Annotated in this window: 14 protein-coding genes; 9 read left to right on the forward strand and 5 right to left on the reverse strand. The window is 40.1% G+C overall.

The window, feature by feature from the left end:
- Positions 1-3: 3 nt before the first annotated feature.
- Genes ACQK2H_RS07505 through ACQK2H_RS07515 form a run of 3 tightly spaced genes read left to right on the forward strand, consistent with a single transcriptional unit; the run spans position 4 to position 4,326 of the window.
- The gene (locus tag ACQK2H_RS07505) at positions 4-1,230 is read left to right on the forward strand and encodes a gliding motility-associated C-terminal domain-containing protein (protein ID WP_425390816.1); all 1,227 of its coding nucleotides are present in this window, start codon (positions 4-6) and stop codon (positions 1,228-1,230) included.
- Complete coding sequence (locus ACQK2H_RS07510; protein WP_425390817.1) at positions 1,227-2,273, forward strand: PorP/SprF family type IX secretion system membrane protein; 1,047 nt, start codon at positions 1,227-1,229, stop codon at positions 2,271-2,273. Before ACQK2H_RS07505 ends, ACQK2H_RS07510 begins: the two co-directional genes overlap by 4 nt.
- 1 nt (position 2,274) lies before the next feature.
- Positions 2,275-4,326 carry an OmpA family protein gene (locus tag ACQK2H_RS07515; RefSeq protein WP_425390818.1) on the forward strand — a complete coding sequence of 684 codons (2,052 nt, stop codon included), beginning with the start codon at positions 2,275-2,277 and terminating at the stop codon, positions 4,324-4,326.
- On the opposite strand, the gene ACQK2H_RS07520 is transcribed toward ACQK2H_RS07515, so the two are convergent.
- Both ACQK2H_RS07520 and ACQK2H_RS07525 read right to left on the reverse strand, forming a co-directional pair.
- Positions 4,327-7,215 carry a CHAT domain-containing protein gene (locus ACQK2H_RS07520; protein WP_425390819.1) on the reverse strand — a complete coding sequence of 963 codons (2,889 nt, stop codon included), beginning with the start codon at positions 7,213-7,215 and terminating at the stop codon, positions 4,327-4,329.
- 105 nt (positions 7,216-7,320) lie between these two features.
- Positions 7,321-7,845 carry an NADPH-dependent FMN reductase gene (locus ACQK2H_RS07525; protein ID WP_425390820.1) on the reverse strand — a complete coding sequence of 175 codons (525 nt, stop codon included), beginning with the start codon at positions 7,843-7,845 and terminating at the stop codon, positions 7,321-7,323.
- A gap of 135 nt (positions 7,846-7,980) precedes the next feature.
- On the opposite strand from ACQK2H_RS07525, the gene gldA reads away from it, so the two are divergent.
- The 6 genes from gldA (at position 7,981) to dnaN (ending at position 13,803) form a co-directional block, all read left to right on the forward strand.
- Positions 7,981-8,880 carry a gliding motility-associated ABC transporter ATP-binding subunit GldA gene (gene gldA / locus ACQK2H_RS07530; RefSeq protein WP_425390821.1) on the forward strand — a complete coding sequence of 300 codons (900 nt, stop codon included), beginning with the start codon at positions 7,981-7,983 and terminating at the stop codon, positions 8,878-8,880.
- Entirely contained in the window at positions 8,877-9,101 is a 225-nt protein-coding gene (locus tag ACQK2H_RS07535) for a DUF559 domain-containing protein (protein ID WP_425390822.1), read from the forward strand. The genes gldA and ACQK2H_RS07535 overlap by 4 nt, the downstream gene beginning before the upstream one ends.
- Before the next feature lie 13 nt (positions 9,102-9,114).
- Positions 9,115-9,843, forward strand: coding sequence for a gliding motility-associated ABC transporter permease subunit GldF (gldF, locus tag ACQK2H_RS07540; protein ID WP_425390823.1), 729 nt, complete (start codon positions 9,115-9,117; stop codon positions 9,841-9,843).
- A complete protein-coding gene (gene gldG / locus ACQK2H_RS07545) occupies positions 9,840-11,519 on the forward strand; it encodes a gliding motility-associated ABC transporter substrate-binding protein GldG (protein WP_425390824.1) in 1,680 nt (559 codons plus the stop codon). Before gldF ends, gldG begins: the two co-directional genes overlap by 4 nt.
- Complete coding sequence (locus ACQK2H_RS07550) at positions 11,516-12,409, forward strand: DUF4340 domain-containing protein (RefSeq protein WP_425390825.1); 894 nt, start codon at positions 11,516-11,518, stop codon at positions 12,407-12,409. The genes gldG and ACQK2H_RS07550 overlap by 4 nt, the downstream gene beginning before the upstream one ends.
- 269 nt (positions 12,410-12,678) lie before the next feature.
- On the forward strand, positions 12,679-13,803 hold the full coding sequence (gene dnaN, locus ACQK2H_RS07555; RefSeq protein WP_425390826.1) for a DNA polymerase III subunit beta: 1,125 nt from the start codon (positions 12,679-12,681) through the stop codon (positions 13,801-13,803).
- A gap of 52 nt (positions 13,804-13,855) precedes the next feature.
- Here the strand turns inward: dnaN and ACQK2H_RS07560 are convergent, their stop codons facing one another.
- Genes ACQK2H_RS07560 through topA form a run of 3 tightly spaced genes read right to left on the reverse strand, consistent with a single transcriptional unit; the run spans position 13,856 to position 17,300 of the window.
- Positions 13,856-14,452 (reverse strand): hypothetical protein, encoded by a 597-nt coding sequence (locus tag ACQK2H_RS07560; RefSeq protein WP_425390827.1) that lies wholly within the window; start codon positions 14,450-14,452, stop codon positions 13,856-13,858.
- Positions 14,445-14,921 (reverse strand): RNA polymerase sigma factor, encoded by a 477-nt coding sequence (locus ACQK2H_RS07565; RefSeq protein WP_425390828.1) that lies wholly within the window; start codon positions 14,919-14,921, stop codon positions 14,445-14,447. The genes ACQK2H_RS07560 and ACQK2H_RS07565 overlap by 8 nt, the downstream gene beginning before the upstream one ends.
- A gap of 51 nt (positions 14,922-14,972) precedes the next feature.
- Positions 14,973-17,300 carry a type I DNA topoisomerase gene (gene topA, locus ACQK2H_RS07570; RefSeq protein WP_425390829.1) on the reverse strand — a complete coding sequence of 776 codons (2,328 nt, stop codon included), beginning with the start codon at positions 17,298-17,300 and terminating at the stop codon, positions 14,973-14,975.
- Positions 17,301-17,338: the final 38 nt, after the last annotated feature.

The following is a 17,338-nucleotide window of genomic DNA, read 5'->3' on the forward strand; positions in this document are numbered from 1 at the left end:
TATATGCGTATAGCAAAAGGTATATTATTCTTTTTAATCTCTATAACCGGATTAGCCCAAACGGTCACCTTCGGTGATTCCACTACTTTGTATCTGGGGGATGAGACCACTTTCTTTTTTGGTGGGAATACGACTCTTAATGGGAATTATAAATTCTCTAAACAAGAAGAACAGCGAGGTACCAGTTTACTTGTTAGCTACAGTAATCTTGATTTTGTAGATAATACTGATGTAGGTAATCTAAAATTCAATGGGCCTGATGATCAATCACTGGATGGTGACACACTGGATGTAGGAAATTTCATCGTTGATAAGCTAGGTAAACTCAATCTTTTAACACCACGCGTTCTTGTTTCAGGATCATTTGAAACTGCAAACGGAGTAATCGAATCTGTAAATGAAAATGGTCTCATCGTAACGGGTAGCTCTCCGGCACTGGGTACCGGTTTTGTAGAAGGAAAGCTCGTAGGCCAATCCCAGGGAACCCCGATTACATTCCCGATGGGGGTAGATGGAAATCCCAATTACGTTACGATTTCTAATTTGCCTGCCGGAACAATTGCAAGTGTAGAGTGTCGGGTCCCCAATCCACAAACACTATTGCCGAGTGAAGATATTATAGGAATAAGCGAAAAAGCAGAATGGTTGATAAAGGTCTCCGGAGATTCTGTTGCAGCCCAGATTGAAGTCAATTTTTCCGGAGCAGATCTAAGTTCCTTCAGCGGTGAAAATTTTAATAACATAAGATCACGATCTCAGGATCCGGGATTGGTGGTTTTTTCTGAAACTGATACATTATTTCATATAGTGGAAACAAATGGCTCAGCTACGAATACAGAAGGTTCTTTAACTTCAAGTCAGAGTGTGTTCATAACCCAAGAAGGCAGAAGGTTTGCGATAGCACTTATCCCAAGTTTAGGTGAAAGGAATGAACTTTTCGTTCCAAATGCTTTTTCACCTGGTTCAATGATAGAAGAAAACCAGGTTTTTAGAGTATTCTATGCTGGTGCTGTGGTAACCAATGTTACAATCCAACTATACGACTCATTCAACCAACTAATCTATAGTGCAAGCGATAGTGGTGATAATCTGGATCTTTCGAATTATAAATGGGACGGTGTTTTAGATTCAGGACTTGATGCCCCGGAGGGTGTATATTACTATAAAGTACAGCTTGTTTCAGAAGAAGAGGTTGTAAACAGTACAGGGTCTGTTTTGCTAGTGAAATGAAGAGAAAAAGTATAATCACCTACTTGTTTCTAATTGTCTCCGCTTGTTTTGCTTACGGTCAGGAAGGACAATTTTCTCAGTATTTTGCTAGCTCTGCATTGCTAAATCCCGCCTTTACAGGAACCATTCCCAATTTGTCTTTTAATTCAAATTATAAGAGAGGAGGAAATATCAATCAACCATCGTTTTTAGAGTTGATGCAAGTAACCTTCACGTATCCATTAAAACGAACTACCAGTAAAGATTTTCAGGTTGGAGGTGCAGGTATTTCCTTTTTTCAGGAGCGCAGGGGGTTTCAGGGTGTTTACAACACCAAAAAAATATTGCTTACAGGCTCATATGCTATCCGATTGAGCCGGCTTACCAATCAGTCTGTGGTTTTTGGTTTACAAGGAGGAATAGCAGAGCATCGAATTGATGGATCTAGCCTTGAGTGGGGGTCACAATTCAATAGATTCTATGGGTTTGATGATTCGTTATCCGGTGAAAATCTGGGTTCAGATCCACTTTTTTATCCCACATTCAATTTTGGTGTGATATACAGTTCATTTGATAATGAGAATAGACATGTTCGTGATAAAAGCTTCATGGCAGGTATTAGCGTTGATAATTTGAATCGGCCAAACATATCGTTTGGTGGAGCAGAAGATGCCCGGAAAAGCTTCCTATTTAAGGCTTTTAGTTCTGCTAAGCTTCCTATCTCACCTAGGTGGTATATGCATCCTTCTGTTTACGCGCTATACTCTCAAGGTAATGAGCAGATCAATGCAGGTTTGTATATGTCGACATTCGTTAGTTCTCCAAGAGCGAAAACGGGAGTCGAACTCCAATTTGGCTCATGGTATCGTCTGGAAGATTCAATCATTGTTCTGGCAGGATTTCAGATAGAAAATCTCAGACTTGGATTCAGCTTCGATCTAAATACCCAATCGTTTGACATCAATGAAGAGTCAGGAGGTAGCCTACCAACTTATGAAGTTTCGTTAACTTATAATCTTGATTTATCTACTCCATTACGAAATATCTCGAGTCCAATATTCTGATATGAGGAGATTTTTAATTGCACCAATATTCATTTGTATTATCTCCAGTGTTTTAGCACAATCAGTTCCTCGACTACTTCGCATGGCTGATGAGCGCTATGAAAATGATCAATTTGAGGAAGCGATTCAGTTTTATGAAAAAGTAGTTGGGCGAGATAAGAACAATCACTTTGCACGATTCCGTTTGGCTGAATGCTATAATCGAACGCTTGAATACGGGAAAGCAAAAGAGGTCTTTCTTCAATTGAGTAATATTCCAAATCATGAATATCGTGCACGTTCGATGTACAGCTATGCGAGCTTACTAAAGCAGGAAAGTCAATTTGAAGTAGCAGATTCAATCTATTATTTCCTTATCTCTATTCCCGATGCTGAATCATATTTAGTTGAGCTGTCGAGGAAACAAAGAGAAGGCTGTCAATTGGCTTTGCGTCAGAAGCGTAAGGATCGAGGCTTTTCCATTAGCCCGATGGAAGGCATCAATTCAAAGTTTCATGATTTTGGTGCAGTAGTTAATCCTACCAATAATCAACTAGTGTTCGCTACCACACGAAACTTACCCGGAGTACAGTACGAGGATCTTCAGTTTGAAGGTCTTCTGCCAGATTTGGTGGCATTCGAGAGCAGGGGCAATGACCGCTGGCGGATGTCATCTTCGGATCAGAAATTTGGACGCCTGAATACTCAATGGCCGGAGGGATCGGGATCATTTACAAAAACTGGAGATACCTTTTATTTTTCTACTTGTCCGGGCGATAGCACTTCGGGTTGCATGATTATGGTTAGCTATTTGGAGGATGGTAATTGGTCTGCTCCGGTTCCGCTCAATAAATACATCAATGAGCCCGGCTCAGAGAATAAGCACCCTTCCATATCAGCAACAGGTGATACATTATTCTTTAGTTCCAATAGAATTGGCGGAAATGGTGGAAGCGATATTTGGATGAGTCTGAAAGGTCTGGAGAAAGAATCATGGACTCCTGCAATTAACATGGGAGGGGTGATCAATACACCTGAAAACGAAACGACTCCTTACTATTCATCTGCTTTTCAAGGGTTGTTATTTGCCAGTGATGGTCATGTGGGATATGGCGGCTATGATTTGTATGCTGCAAAAGGTGAGTCATTCTTTGAGCCGGAAATTTACAATTTAGGTGATCCATTCAACTCTACCTGGGATGATACCTACTTTTCTATTTCAGATTCCGTCGGCTTTCTTTCAACGAATAGGCAGGACCATGAAATTTTGAATATCTATAGTTTTCCAGTAAGCAATGAACGCTTGTTTTTGTCACTACTAATATCCGGAGAGTCTTTGATTGATGCACGTTTAGCCTCAAAATACAAGGATGTGATGTCTTTGGATTTGGTAACATTCCGAGTGGAAGATTATGCCGGATATGACCTGTTTGAGCCAATAAGGCCATCTAAAGGCAAGCCTAAAATTTTGGAAGATGGGGAGGGTACACTTTCAGAGTTTAAGTTTGAAAAACTATTTTTCAGCTATGCATCAGCGAACCTGCGACCTGAATCTAAAGTGGCGTTAAAGAATCTGGTAGATCAGATAGAAAAAGTGAATGTAGAGTCGATCAGTATTCTTGCATTTACGGATAGTATTGGCAATCAAGCCGGTAATTTAAGGTTGAGTAAAAGAAGAGGTGCTGCCGCAAAATCATACTTGTTTTCGCTAGGAGTGGATTCATCTAAGATTAGTGTGTTTCCAAGAGGTGAGGTGCATCCAGAGGCACACATTGATCACTGGTATGATCGTATTTTAAGAAGAAGAGTGGAAATAATTATTAAATCTTCTGAGCCGTTAAATCTGGAAAAAGCAACACCATACATTGTACGAAAAACTGCGCTGATTGGGGATCTTGCAAGTGCACTGGGCGTTTCTATTGACTTATTGAAAGAATGGAACGGTGACATAAACAACATTCTTAATGCCGGAGAAACCATTCGAATTGTAGAAAGTCAGACGCAATCCATACCGATTCAATTCTTTGTCGGGGAAGATGATCTCAGTCTTTTTATATCTAAAAGCAAAGAATGATCAGCCCTTAGAGACTAAGATGTACGCTCCCCAATTATACGGATTGTTATCTTCCTCTCTGAATTTTGCTCTTGCATTGAAAAATGCCTCCTGGGGATCTGTTACCTCTAATAATGACTCATAATAAAGATTCATAAATCGTCTGGCAGCTTGATCATTGATCTTTACGAGAGACAAGATTACATTTTGAGCTCCGGCTACTAGGAACGATCGTTGTAGGCCAAAAACGCCTTCGCCATTTTGTACCTTACCAAGTCCGGTTTCACATGCGGCTAATACCACCAGATTGGTTTGATCCAACACTAAGTTCATAGCTTCATACGCCGATAGCAGACCGTCATTTTCAGTATTTTCATTTCTGCTCAGAAAGAGGCCTGAGCTATGTAGAGGGTCTTTGAAGTTTGGATCCTCTATAAAATATCCGTGGGTTGCAATATGAATAATTCCCGGATTGGAAAAGCTTTTGATTTGATCTTCTGTAGCATCAGCAAAATAGAAGGTCTCCGTTTTCCATCTTCTGACGTCCAAAATTTCTGTTATGTCACCGGCTTCTCTTTCTGCACCGGGGAGTTGCGGCATGGAATAGCCTTCAATTTTTGAGAAGTCCGGGTTGCCAATAATTTTGGCTTCCCTGGTGAGTTCTTTATCATCTCTATACAACAGGTCTTTACCACTGGTGATGTTTATGATGTCATACTTGTCTGCCATAAATCGATTGGTAGATTCGTCATAAAAAACCACCGGATTCATTTTGTGGTAAATTCCATCAGGCGAGATGTAAAGTTTGTTTACATCATTTAAATGTTGGTCAATTGGCTTCCAGAATATCCCGTAGCTTTTCTTGTCTCTTACACCATACTTTAAAGCATTTCTATAGGTTGCGAATCCTTTTGTAAAGTCCATAGCTGCCAGTTTTACCGGCTCCAGCACACTGTCTTTTTTAATAATGAATCCGACATAGTGTGATTCATCCTCAAAGCCTTGATCAATTTTTTCATCGATTACCTCAACCGAGTAATCGCGATATTGAATGATATCTACCATTGCAGCACTATCTTCAAGCATATTACTGATTTCAGCCCAATGATGGTAGGCTGTTTTCTCCTGATCGGCGAACACTTTGAACTTTCTGGATAGATCTTTTTCGAGGCTGGCGCATTCTTCCTCTAGCTGGGTGATAGATATTCCTTTTTGTTTCCGATCATCTTCAGTCAAAAGATACGCTTGGGCAAGGCTATATTTTTTCTCTCTCCAGGTATTGTAGTCTTCTTTGATTTTGTCATCATCACTGTTTTGGATGAGTTTACGCATTTTTTCTGAAGCATAAAAAAGGATACCTCGTGTATTTAAAAAGTGATTTAAGGCGTTTTCAGCATAAATACTTTTTATATTTTCATCTCTGAAAGCAAGCGAACAAAAACGCTCAATGTTGTACCGTGTTTCATCAAAATAAAGTTTGCGTTGCTTATCTGTCAATACAGGGAAAATATCCTGCATGTGTTTAATCTCAGCATCTAGCGCATGATCGAAAGTCTCCATCGCCTTTTGATAATCCTTTACAATCATGTAGTAAAGTCCAAGGTCATTGACAGTTTTGATGTACAAAGGGTGGTAGTTTCCTAATGTATTCGCTCTGATTTCCTTTGCTTGCTGGAGGAGTTTTCCCGCTAGCGAAAAGTTTCCAAATTGAAGATAAAGCAGGGCTACATTATTAAGCGAGGTGGCATAATTAGCATGCGCTGTACCGTAGATCACTTTATCCATGTCAAGTACCTTCATGTACATGTCCAGTGCTCTTCCTAATTCACCTTTCAATTTATAAATATTAGCAAGGTTGTTTAGACTGCTGGCATAATCCGGGTTCATAGACCCAAATAGCTCAAGAAACCCTTCGGAACTTTCCTTAAAGCATTCCTCAGCTTTTTCGATCTCACCCTGACGTAAATAAATATTCCCCAGGTTATTAATCATATAAGGGCGAATGGTTCGAATTTCACCAGCCACATCAAGTGCCTGATCGATGTATTCATTTGCTGACTTTAGGTCATTTAATCGATAGTATAGCATACTGAGGCCGTTCAGCGTTTCCAGCATCATAATGGGTTCATCCTGGTACTTATTGGTTTTACTTTCCAGGTTATGCAGCAAGTAGCTTTCGGAATCCGAATACTCACCTTGCTCAATCTTTAAAGCCGAAAGTCGATCGATCGCTCGGAAGTATTGAATTTCGTCTTTTCCTTTAGCCAATTCGATGGCCTTAATCAATTCTGTTTCGCTTTGCTGAAGGTCTCCAAAGTGTCTATAGGTGGTACCTAGTTCTATTTGCAGGGAAATAGTTATGGAATCGCTAACCCCACGACCGATACCAATCGCCTGATTCAACGCGTCCAAACTTTCCTTAAAGTTTCCAACGTCTTTGTTATAAAGGCCTTTACTGAAGTAATATCTTATTTGCGCTTTTTTATCATCGACCAATTGGGATTCAGTAATCCTTCCGGCTAAATCTAAAAACTTACCCGCTTCTTCAAATTTGCCAAGCTCCTGATAAAGTGCTGAAATATTATAGTATAACCCTAGCAGGTCTTGATGTAGCGAATCTTTGGATCTGATCTCTTGAGAGATGCCATTTTTAAATGCTGTTAAGCTTTTTTGTTTGTCATTGACCTCCCATAGAATAAGACCTGCATTGTTGTACAAGCTGGCTATTCCTATTTCACTAATACATTTTGCAGAGTCAAGATCTGTTAAGAGCGAATTCGCGTAAAACTTTGCTTTAACAGGATAGGAATACTTAAAGCGATCGGCACTATCAAGCTTTTGCAAACAGGTTTGACCACTGATTTTAAAACTGAAAAGGAGAATAAGACCAACTGTGGCTATTCTTAGCATAGGTATCCTTAAAATTTGATCTAAGAGTTTACAAGGATATTAAAATACTCACAGGAAAGTGCTGCTTTTCCTATCAACGCACTTACATCTACGATGAAAAATTGTCTAAAACTCAATAATGGCTTTTGCCTGTCCTACCAAACGTCTTAAATCTGCTTCATCAGTTACTTTTCCATTTTCCATTTTCCCATTGATGCGAATCAGCTTAGGCTTAAGCGCCAGCACATGCATACCCAGGTAATTAAAAATATCGGTGAGGTGGCTCATTGCCATAACTCCACCCTGTACGCCTGATGAAAGCCCTACCATTGCACATTTTTTTCCTTTTAGAGTCCCAGGGAATTCCAATGCATCCAGAAAAGTCTTTAAGATCCCCGGGAAAGAGCCATTATACTCTGGCACGATGAATACATATTTTTGTGCTTCTTTCATGTGTTCCCTTATCGGGTTGAAATCTACATTGGTGCCTTGATTTTCATAAAGTGCAGAAGAGATAAAATCCGCCGGAAGCTTCTCAAGATCCACTATGGTTGATTCCACTCCGTGATCATTCAATATATCTTGATACTGAAGGGCCACTTGTTTGCTTACTGAATTCTTTCGGTTGGTGCCGCTAATGATGGTAATCATACAGGATTTTCTAAATCAAAATTGTAGAAATGGACGCATATAGAAATATTTGCCCGATAATTGCGTTTTCAGGTCTTACCGAGACCGCAAAGAAAACACAAACCTGTAAACCCGAAGAACGACTTTTAGTTCAAAATGTCCATCACAGTAGATCATCTCACCAAAGTTTACGGCGAACAAAAAGCATTGGACGGCATATCGTTTTTTGCTGAAAAAGGCAAAATCACAGGATTTCTTGGTCCAAACGGAGCTGGTAAGTCGACGACCATGAAAATAGCTACGGGATATATAGGCCATACATCTGGCACAGTGCACGTCAGTGGGATAGATGTTTCGAAAGAACCACTGAAAGTGAAGAAGCTCACCGGCTATCTTCCGGAGCATAATCCACTTTATTTAGAGATGTATGTGAAGGAATACTTAGGGTTCATTGCATCGGCATATGGTCTTTCAAACAAGAAGCAGCGTGTTGATGAAATGATTGAAATGTGTGGACTTGAGAGAGAGCAGCATAAGAAAATCGGGGCACTGTCAAAAGGGTATCGTCAGCGGGTAGGATTGGCTCAGGCACTGATCCATGATCCGGAGGTACTCATTTTAGATGAGCCTACAAGTGGATTGGACCCGAACCAATTGGTGGAAATAAGAAAGGTGATCAAAGAGGCTAGTAAGAACAAGACGGTGATCTTATCGACCCATATCATGCAGGAGGTGGAAGCGCTTTGTGACAAAGTTATCATCATCAATAAAGGTCAAATAGTAGCTGATGATGATGTGAAGAATCTGAAGGCGATGAAGTCTGATTCAGTCAGCTACAGAGTTGAGTTTGAGTCCGGTATTGATCCTGATCTCTTTGAAAAAGAAGGCTTGGAAATCAATAAGATGGAGGACAATGTGTATCAACTATCATCAAAAGATGATCCGAGAAAGCTTATAATGAAAATTGCGGGTGAACATGAGTTGCCGTTACTGAATATTTCAAAACAAGAGCAGACATTGGAAAACGTTTTTCAGGAATTAACGAAAGGGAAGTGAAAAATGAAATCATTTCATATCGAAAAGACCTTAAAACGAAGGCTAGAGAAATGAGAAAGGATAGTACGCTATCAGAGGTATTGCTGTGGCAAGAAATCAGGAAAAAGCAGCTTGGGTTTCAATTCCACCGACAGGTTCCAAAGGGGGGAATCTCCAACGACAGAAAGATACTTTTAAATCAAGGTAATTGTCCCTTGAGGGGACTACAGGGGTGTCTTTAAAAAGTTTTGACCAATGATCACAATCCTCAAAAAAGAAATAAACGAATTTCTGGATTCACTTATCGCTTATGTAGTGATTGGGATCTTTTTGATTGGTATAGGTCTCCTGATGTGGGTGTTCCCTGATACCAACGTGCTTGATTATGGATATGCCAGCATGGAAACATTGTTTTCATTGGCGCCATATGTTTTCATGTTTTTGATTCCTGCCATTACGATGAAAGCATTTGCTGAGGAGAAAAGAAGCGGCACAATTGAGCTGCTATATACGCTTCCTTTCAGGGATATTGAAATCGTAATAGGTAAATTCATGGCCGGATTTTTACTCGTCATTTTTTCCATACTCCCCACACTGGTTTATTACTTTTCCATTTCATACTTAGGTAATCCGGTTGGAAACCTGGATACGGCAGGAATAATTGGTTCTTATATTGGATTGATTCTGCTTGGAGGAATTTTTACCTCAATCGGTATTCTATCATCTGCGTTGACGGGTAATCAGATTGTTTCTTTCATCCTAGCTGCCTTTCTGTGCTTCACCTTTTATGCAGGCTTTGATTCCATTGCGTCTATCAATATCTGGTCAGATACTTCGTATATCATCGCACAAGTCGGGATTTTATCGCACTATGAAACTTTAAGTAAGGGCTTGATTGACCTGAGTGATGTTGTTTACTTCTTGTCTATGATTGTGCTGTTTTTGTATGTCACACGAATTGTATTAAACGTGCAGAAGGGATGAGTGAAGCAAAGAAAATTGTCATACTTCAATCTTTGGTGGTTGTTTTATCTGTTTGGTTGGTTAATCAGCTAGCAGACAGATACAGGGTGCAAATCGACCTTACAGAAGAAAAACGATACACCATATCTGATGCCACAAAATCGTTATTGAAGTCCTTAGATGAAGATGTTTATTTTGAGGTATTCCTGGCTGGAGAGCTCCCTTCAAATTTTGAACGTTTTCAGAAATCAATCGGTGAAATGTTGGATCAATTCGTCATTGAGAGCAATAACAGGATTCAATATAAGTTCACTGATCCTTCCCAAGCCACAAACATGCAGGCAAGGAACCAGTACTATCAGTCTTTGATTGATAAAGGCATTCAGCCAACGAACCTAAACTACAAAAATGCTGACGGTGACAAGATGGAAAAACTCATATTTCCGGGAGCACTAGCCTCTCAGGGGATGGGCGAAGTTCCGGCTAACCTACTAAAGGGCAATAGTGCAGCCGGCCCTGAGGGAATTTTGAATCAAAGCATTGAAGGCCTGGAATATGAGCTTGCTTCGTCCATAGCCCAACTGGTTGATGGTGGCACTAAAAAGATTGCTTACATCACAGGACATGGTTCTCCTGATTCATTGGATATTGCCGGCTTCAGGAGTGTTGTTCTTTCCAAATTTGACCTATTCAATGTTTCACTAAATGGTCGCAATGAATTGACCGGGTATGACGCTGTGGTTATAGGAAAGCCCACAAAACCCTTTACAGAAAAAGAAAAATACCTGGTTGATCAGTATTTAATGCGTGGAGGTAATCTCATTTATTTTATTGATGCCCTGAGCGTAAACATGGATAGTGCCGCTGGAGAAGGGACAGTAGCCATCCCTTATGAAACAAACCTCACCGATCAGTTATTTAAATACGGAGTGAGGGTCAATCAAAACTACGTCTTGGACGTCAATAGTGGCCAGTTTCCGGTTGTCGCAGGAAATATGGGTAATCAACCACAGATTCAAATGATTCCATGGCCGTTTTTCCCTGTGTTAACCAATTTTAGCAAACACCCCTCTGTGAGGAATCTTGATGCTATTCTTGGACGCTTCATTTCGGAAATTGATACGGTAAAAGCTGAAGGAATCACGAAGATTCCATTAATTAATACCAGCCCTTATACAAAGGTTCTGGGTCCACCTGTACGGGTTGCATTTAATGACCTACGAGATGAACTCAGGCCTGAAAAATTCACGGATGGGCCAAAGACAGTTGGTTATTTGCTGGAAGGTAAGTTCACCTCACTCTATGCAAATCGTTTAGTGCCACCAGGATTTGATAAAGCTTCATTTATTGACAAAGGGCAGAAGGGTAAGGTAATTGTAATTGGCGATGGTGATATCATTCGAAACGATCTCGATCCCGAAACCGAAGAACCACTTGGGTTGGGAGTGGAGCCATTTACCAAGACCACTTATGCCAACGAGGAGTTTGTATTAAATATTTTGGATTACATGGTGGATGAGTCCGGGCTCATTGAGACACGCTCGCGTGAGGTTAAAATTCGTCCATTGGACCGGGTGAAAGTGCAACAGGAACGAACTAAGTGGCAGTTGATCAACTTAATAGCACCAGTCGTTTTAATCTTATTGATCGGAGGGATAAAATGGTATTTAAGGAAAAGTAAATATGTGAAGCAGTGAGTAAGTCAGCGAAATACATAATAGCCGTTGCATTTCTATTGGGACTGAACCTTGCACTGTTTTTTAGTGATGATTCAAGTGATTCACCCAAGTCAACTAAGTACTTCCAGGTTGAAGATTTGGATGCAGTAAGTAAATTTTTGTTCATTGTAAATGGAGACACCACAAAGATTGAACGATCACAAGGAGAGTGGATGCTAAACAATACATACAAGGCGGACGCAGGATTTGTAAATTCCTTAATCTCTGTCCTTGAACGTGTAGAGGCTGGCCGAACGATAGAAAATTGGGACAACCCGACCTTAGGTAAAGTTTATGTCACATTCGGTGATGATTCAGAATACACTTTTCAGATAGCTACCAATCCTACACAGACTAAAACTTACTTTGTAAACAATGGTGAAGCCCGTGAAGTAGCCGTTCCCGGTTATAGAGATAATGTGGCTGATATTTTCACCCTTCATCCGGATCAGTGGAGAGAACGGATGGTTTTTGATGGGAGTTGGCGTACCATCCAGCGCTTAAAGGTTGAGAACAATGATGGTACGAGGTTTGAGATTCAGTTCGATGATACGTTCTTTTTAGTGAATGGAAATCCACCGTCTGATAGCACAGCGGTAGTTAATTATCTAAATCAATTCCAACAATTCCAGGCCAATGAGATGATCTCCAAGGGCAGATTTCCTGTTTTGGATAGTATTTCTGAAACGGAACCAATCGCTTCAGTACAAATCGAAGATATAAAAAATGAACAACCGTTTGTGATGTCAATTTATGCAAATGTTAAAAATCAACCTTATCATTTAGTGATAGATGCTTCAGGTCGACGCATGGTTATTGACAGTAGGAGAGTGCAGCAGATTTTACAAAATCCAAGTGCACTTAACTGATCATATTTCAACTGTTTATCTCATAATTTGTGCTTAAACCTTAATTTTTCATAATAAATATGAAAAATCAGACGATTTGAAAATCAACAAGTTAGCCAAACTGGCTAGAAAAATCATTGACGATTTTCAAATGTCTGGGTTTAACCATGACAAAAAGCATACTTGTTGTATTTTTCGTCAATTATTCATTTTCTAATGAATAATAGGGGTTAAATTAGCGTCCCGAAAATTGAGGTTAGAGCCTTTAATCAATAAGCTTTACAATACACATGAAATTCATAGTATCATCATCCTATCTTTTAAAGCAACTGTCAGCCATTAATGGCGTGATTACTACCAATCCGGTAGTGCCAATTCTTGAAAATTTTCTTTTTGAAATCAATGATGGCAACCTGACTGTGACAGCTTCAGATCTGCAGACCAGTATGATTACTGAGCTTCAAGTTGAAGCGAAAGAAGATGGAAGCATAGCCATTCCGGCAAAAATTCTTCTAGAGACGCTTAGAAATCTTCCTGAGCAGCCGGTGACATTCTCAATCGATAGCAATACGTATAGCATTGAAATCAATTCTGATAATGGACGGTATAAGCTAGCAGGAGAAAATGCTACAGATTTCCCGAAAATACCTACTGTATCAGATGGCTATTCAGTGAATATGTCTTCAGAGGTGCTTGGGAGAGCAATCAATAATACCATTTTTGCTACATCCAATGATGAACTCAGACCTGCAATGACAGGTGTGTTTGTTAAGTTGGATGAAACAAATACAACATTCGTTGCTACTGATAGTCACCGATTGATTCGGTATCGAAGGGTAGATGTGGCAGCTGATATGGCCCACAGCATGATCATTCCTCGCAAGGCATTAACCTTGTTGAAAGCTACATTGCCATCAGAATTAACGAATGTAAACGTTGAGTTTAATGCCTCAAATGCGTTCTTTAATTTCAATCAGGTGAAGATGATTTGTCGATTGATCGACGAACGTTTCCCTGATTATGAGAATGTAATCCCACTTGATAACAACAATACAGTGGTTGTGAAGAAAAATGAGCTTTTGAGCTCATTGAAGCGAATTGCCATCTATGCGAACAAGACCACACATCAGGTAAGATTAAAAATCACCGGGAGTGAGTTGATGATTTCAGCAGAAGATTTGGACTTCTCAAATGAAGCAAATGAAAGACTTTCATGCGAGCATGATGGTGAGGATCTTGAAATTGGATTCAATGCGAAGTTTTTGGTAGAGATGCTCGGCAACATCGATTCAGATGATATAACATTAAGACTAAGCGCTCCAAACAAGGCAGGTATCATAACTCCAAATGAAAAAGACGAAGAGGAGGATATTCTAATGCTGGTAATGCCGGTAATGCTTAATAATCAAGTATAGTCGAAAGTCATTTAAAGAATTTAGAAGCGATACTTAAACGGTATCGCTTTTTTTATTCCTGATTTTCCAGATCCTTCACCATTCTGCGTAAACGCTTGATCTTTCTTCCATAGATTAAGTGTACCAAAAAGTGCATGATTCCTCCGATTACCAGCACTATAAACGTAGATATGCCAATCGCAATTAGCCATTGATTTGTGGTTTCCAATTTTGAAAGTCCTTCTTGATTTTCCGGTGCGATAAAACCATAGATAAGCCCGAAAATCATAGAGGCCCAAATGACTACTTTATAGTGGAGCAGGTAAAACCATAAGTATCCATACACCTTTTTAAGGCTATGCACCACGTTCCCATCATACCTGAATTCGTTTATTTTCCGAATCAAAAATTGATAGTAGACCAAATAAATAATAGTGATTACAATGTAAAGGATTGTAAACCAAAAGGAATCACCCTTATCGTCAAGATACCATAACATTATTGGTGCCCCGACAATACTCAACCAGAACTCGATCCAGAGTATGGTCTTTATCCAATAGAGCGTAGTTCTCGTTCCCTTGCGCTCCAGCGTGTTGATTAGTAAGGAGTCGTTAGCTCCTTTCTCCTTACTCTTCTTCCAGACTGATTGTATGTCAAATTCTTCAGCCATTGATGATGCTCTTTAATTTTTCTTTTAGTCGGTTCACCTTTACACCAACGTTGCTTACTGTAATCCCCAGAATCTCACTCATCTCCTTGTAGCTTTTATCCTCCAGATAGAGAAGGATAATGGCTCTCTCAGACTCTTTCAGCTTTCTTATGCCCTGATAGAGCTTCTCGATTTGTTCTTTTTCAGGATCAGTTTGTTCAGGTGAATCTACTCGCCATTCCAGTGGTACAGTTTCCACCTTTCTTTTTAGTCGCTTTGAGTGTGAGAGACAAACATTTAAGGTCACACGATACACCCATGTAGAAAGTTGAGAATTTCCCTGAAAAGACTTGTGAGATCGCCACAGTTGCAATGTTACTTCTTGTACCAAATCCTTCAACGACTCTTCATCACGCGCATAAGCCCTGCACAGGTGCATGATGATGGACATGTGCTCTTCTACGTACGATTTGAAGAAGTCTTCCGACACGTTTGAGGTGTTAGTAGATGAAAGCCCTAATTTATTTCATAGGGATAAAAATTATTTTTTCTTAGCCGTCTTTCTACCTCTTCCTTTTTTCTCTGGCGCTTTGTCAGCAAGCTCCTTACATTCTTCGTAAGTAAGTTCCTCTGGTTTCTTGTCCTTCGGAATCTTCACATTCTTCTTGCCAAACTTGATGTAAGGACCATATCGTCCGTTCAGCACAAACACTTCATCATCTTCGTCGAATGTTTTGATGTATTTGTTGGCGTCTGCCTCACGCTTTTCGTGGATGAGTTCAATCGCTTCATCAGCAGTAATTGTCAATGGATCTTGTTCTTTTTTGAGTGACACGAATTTACCATCATGTCGAATATATGGTCCATATCTACCCACCGCTGCGACCATTGGTTTGTCTTCAAACGTTCCAACTTCACGTGGAAGTTTGAATAACTCTAGTGCTTCTTCAAGGGTAATTGTGTCCATGAACTGTCCATGCTTGAGGCTTGCATATTGCGGTTTTTCTTCACCTTCTACCAGCTCTCCTTTTTGAACGTATGCACCATACTTACCATGCCGTGCATAGATTTTTTCGCCGCTTTCAGGATGCTCGCCCAGCTCTCTTACCTGATTTACCTCTGATCGATCCAGGTCTTTTGATTTTTCTACCGTGGAGTGAAATCCACCGTAGAAATTATCGATCATCTTATTCCAAACAGTCTTCCCTTGAGCGATATCATCAAACTGCTGTTCTACATCAGCAGTAAAATGATAATCGATCACATTTGGAAAGTGATCCACCAGAAAGTCGTTCACTACCATGGCAGTGTTGGTAGGGAAAAGTTTATTTTTCTCCGCGCCTGTGATTTCTTTGGCTTCAGTACGTTTTAGTTCGCCATCTGTTAATCGCGTTTCAATGGAAATTCTTTCATGACCTTCACGAGAATCTTTCTCTACATAATTTCTCTTTTGTACTGTCGAAATAGTAGGTGCATACGTAGATGGTCTGCCTATTCCCATTTCTTCAAGTTTTTTCACTAGGCTTGCTTCTGTATATCTTGGTGGATGCCTGGTAAATCCTTGCTTGGCTAAGATCTCTTTTAGATCTAATGACTGACCCACAGAAAGAGGAGGCAGGATTTTGGTATTTTCTTCTTCGCCACTATCATCATCGGTAGACTCAATGTAAACCTTTAAGAAACCATCAAACTTGACTACCTCACCTTTGGCAACCAGCTTCTCGTCCGTTGTAGAAATTCCAATAGTAGCGGTTGTTTTCTCTAGTTTAGCCTCTGCCATTTGAGAAGCGATTGCCCGCTTCCAGATCAGCTCATAAAGACGTTTTTCGGCATCATCTTTTCCGGTTACCTGAACACCGAAGTTGGTAGGTCTAATTGCTTCGTGAGCTTCCTGCGCACCCGCCTTTTTTGTTTTAAATACGCGCTTATGAGCATATTTTTCTCCGAAGTTTGAATGGATAGCTGATGCGGCACCACTTAGCGCCTCATCTGATAAATTCAATGAGTCTGTTCGCATATAGGAGATCTTACCGGCTTCATAAAGTTTTTGAGCCACGGACATAGTTCTGGCTACCGAAAAGCCCAATTTTCTACTGGCTTCTTGTTGAAGTGTGGAGGTAGTAAATGGAGGAGCTGGGGATTTTTTAGCCGGCTTGGTTTCAAGATTTTCGATATTGAAATCAGCCCCGTTACACTTATTCAAGAAGTCAGTTGCTTCTTCTTCTGTTTTGAATTTTTTAGGTAGCTCAGATTTTAGAATTTTCCCGCCTTCCAGGTTAAACTCAGCAGTAATTCTGAAAGAAGACTCTGGTTTGAAATTGGCAATCTCTCGCTCCCTTTCTACCACCAGACGAACAGCTACAGACTGAACTCGACCGGCAGAAAGGCCACCTTTTATCTTTTTCCACAGTACGGGTGAAAGCTCAAAGCCAACCAAACGATCAAGAATTCTTCTTGCTTGCTGGGCATTTACCAAATCGATATCAATGCCTCGAGGGTTTTTGATGGCATTTTGAATGGCGTTTTTGGTAATCTCTCTAAAAACGATTCTTCTGGTCTTTTTATCATCCAGATCCAATGCCTCAGCAAGGTGCCATGAAATAGCCTCTCCTTCACGGTCATCATCCGATGCGAGGTAGATAGTCTCTGCGCTCTTAGCTAGTTTTTTAAGTTCCTTTACTACGTCTTTCTTGTCTTTAGAAATCTCATAAGTGGGCTTGAAATCATTTTCTATGTCAATAGCTGAATCATCTTTTGGAAGATCGCGAACATGACCATATGATGATTTCACTTCAAAATCTTTTCCCAAATACCCTTCAATTGTTTTGGCTTTCGCCGGTGACTCTACTATTACCAGATTTTTTCCCATGAATTTTGTTTTTATAGTGCTTAGAGCATCTCAATTAG

It is taken from the genome of Ekhidna sp. (genome assembly GCF_965228795.1).
In the GTDB taxonomy this organism is placed as follows: Bacteria; Bacteroidota; Bacteroidia; order Cytophagales; family Cyclobacteriaceae; genus Ekhidna.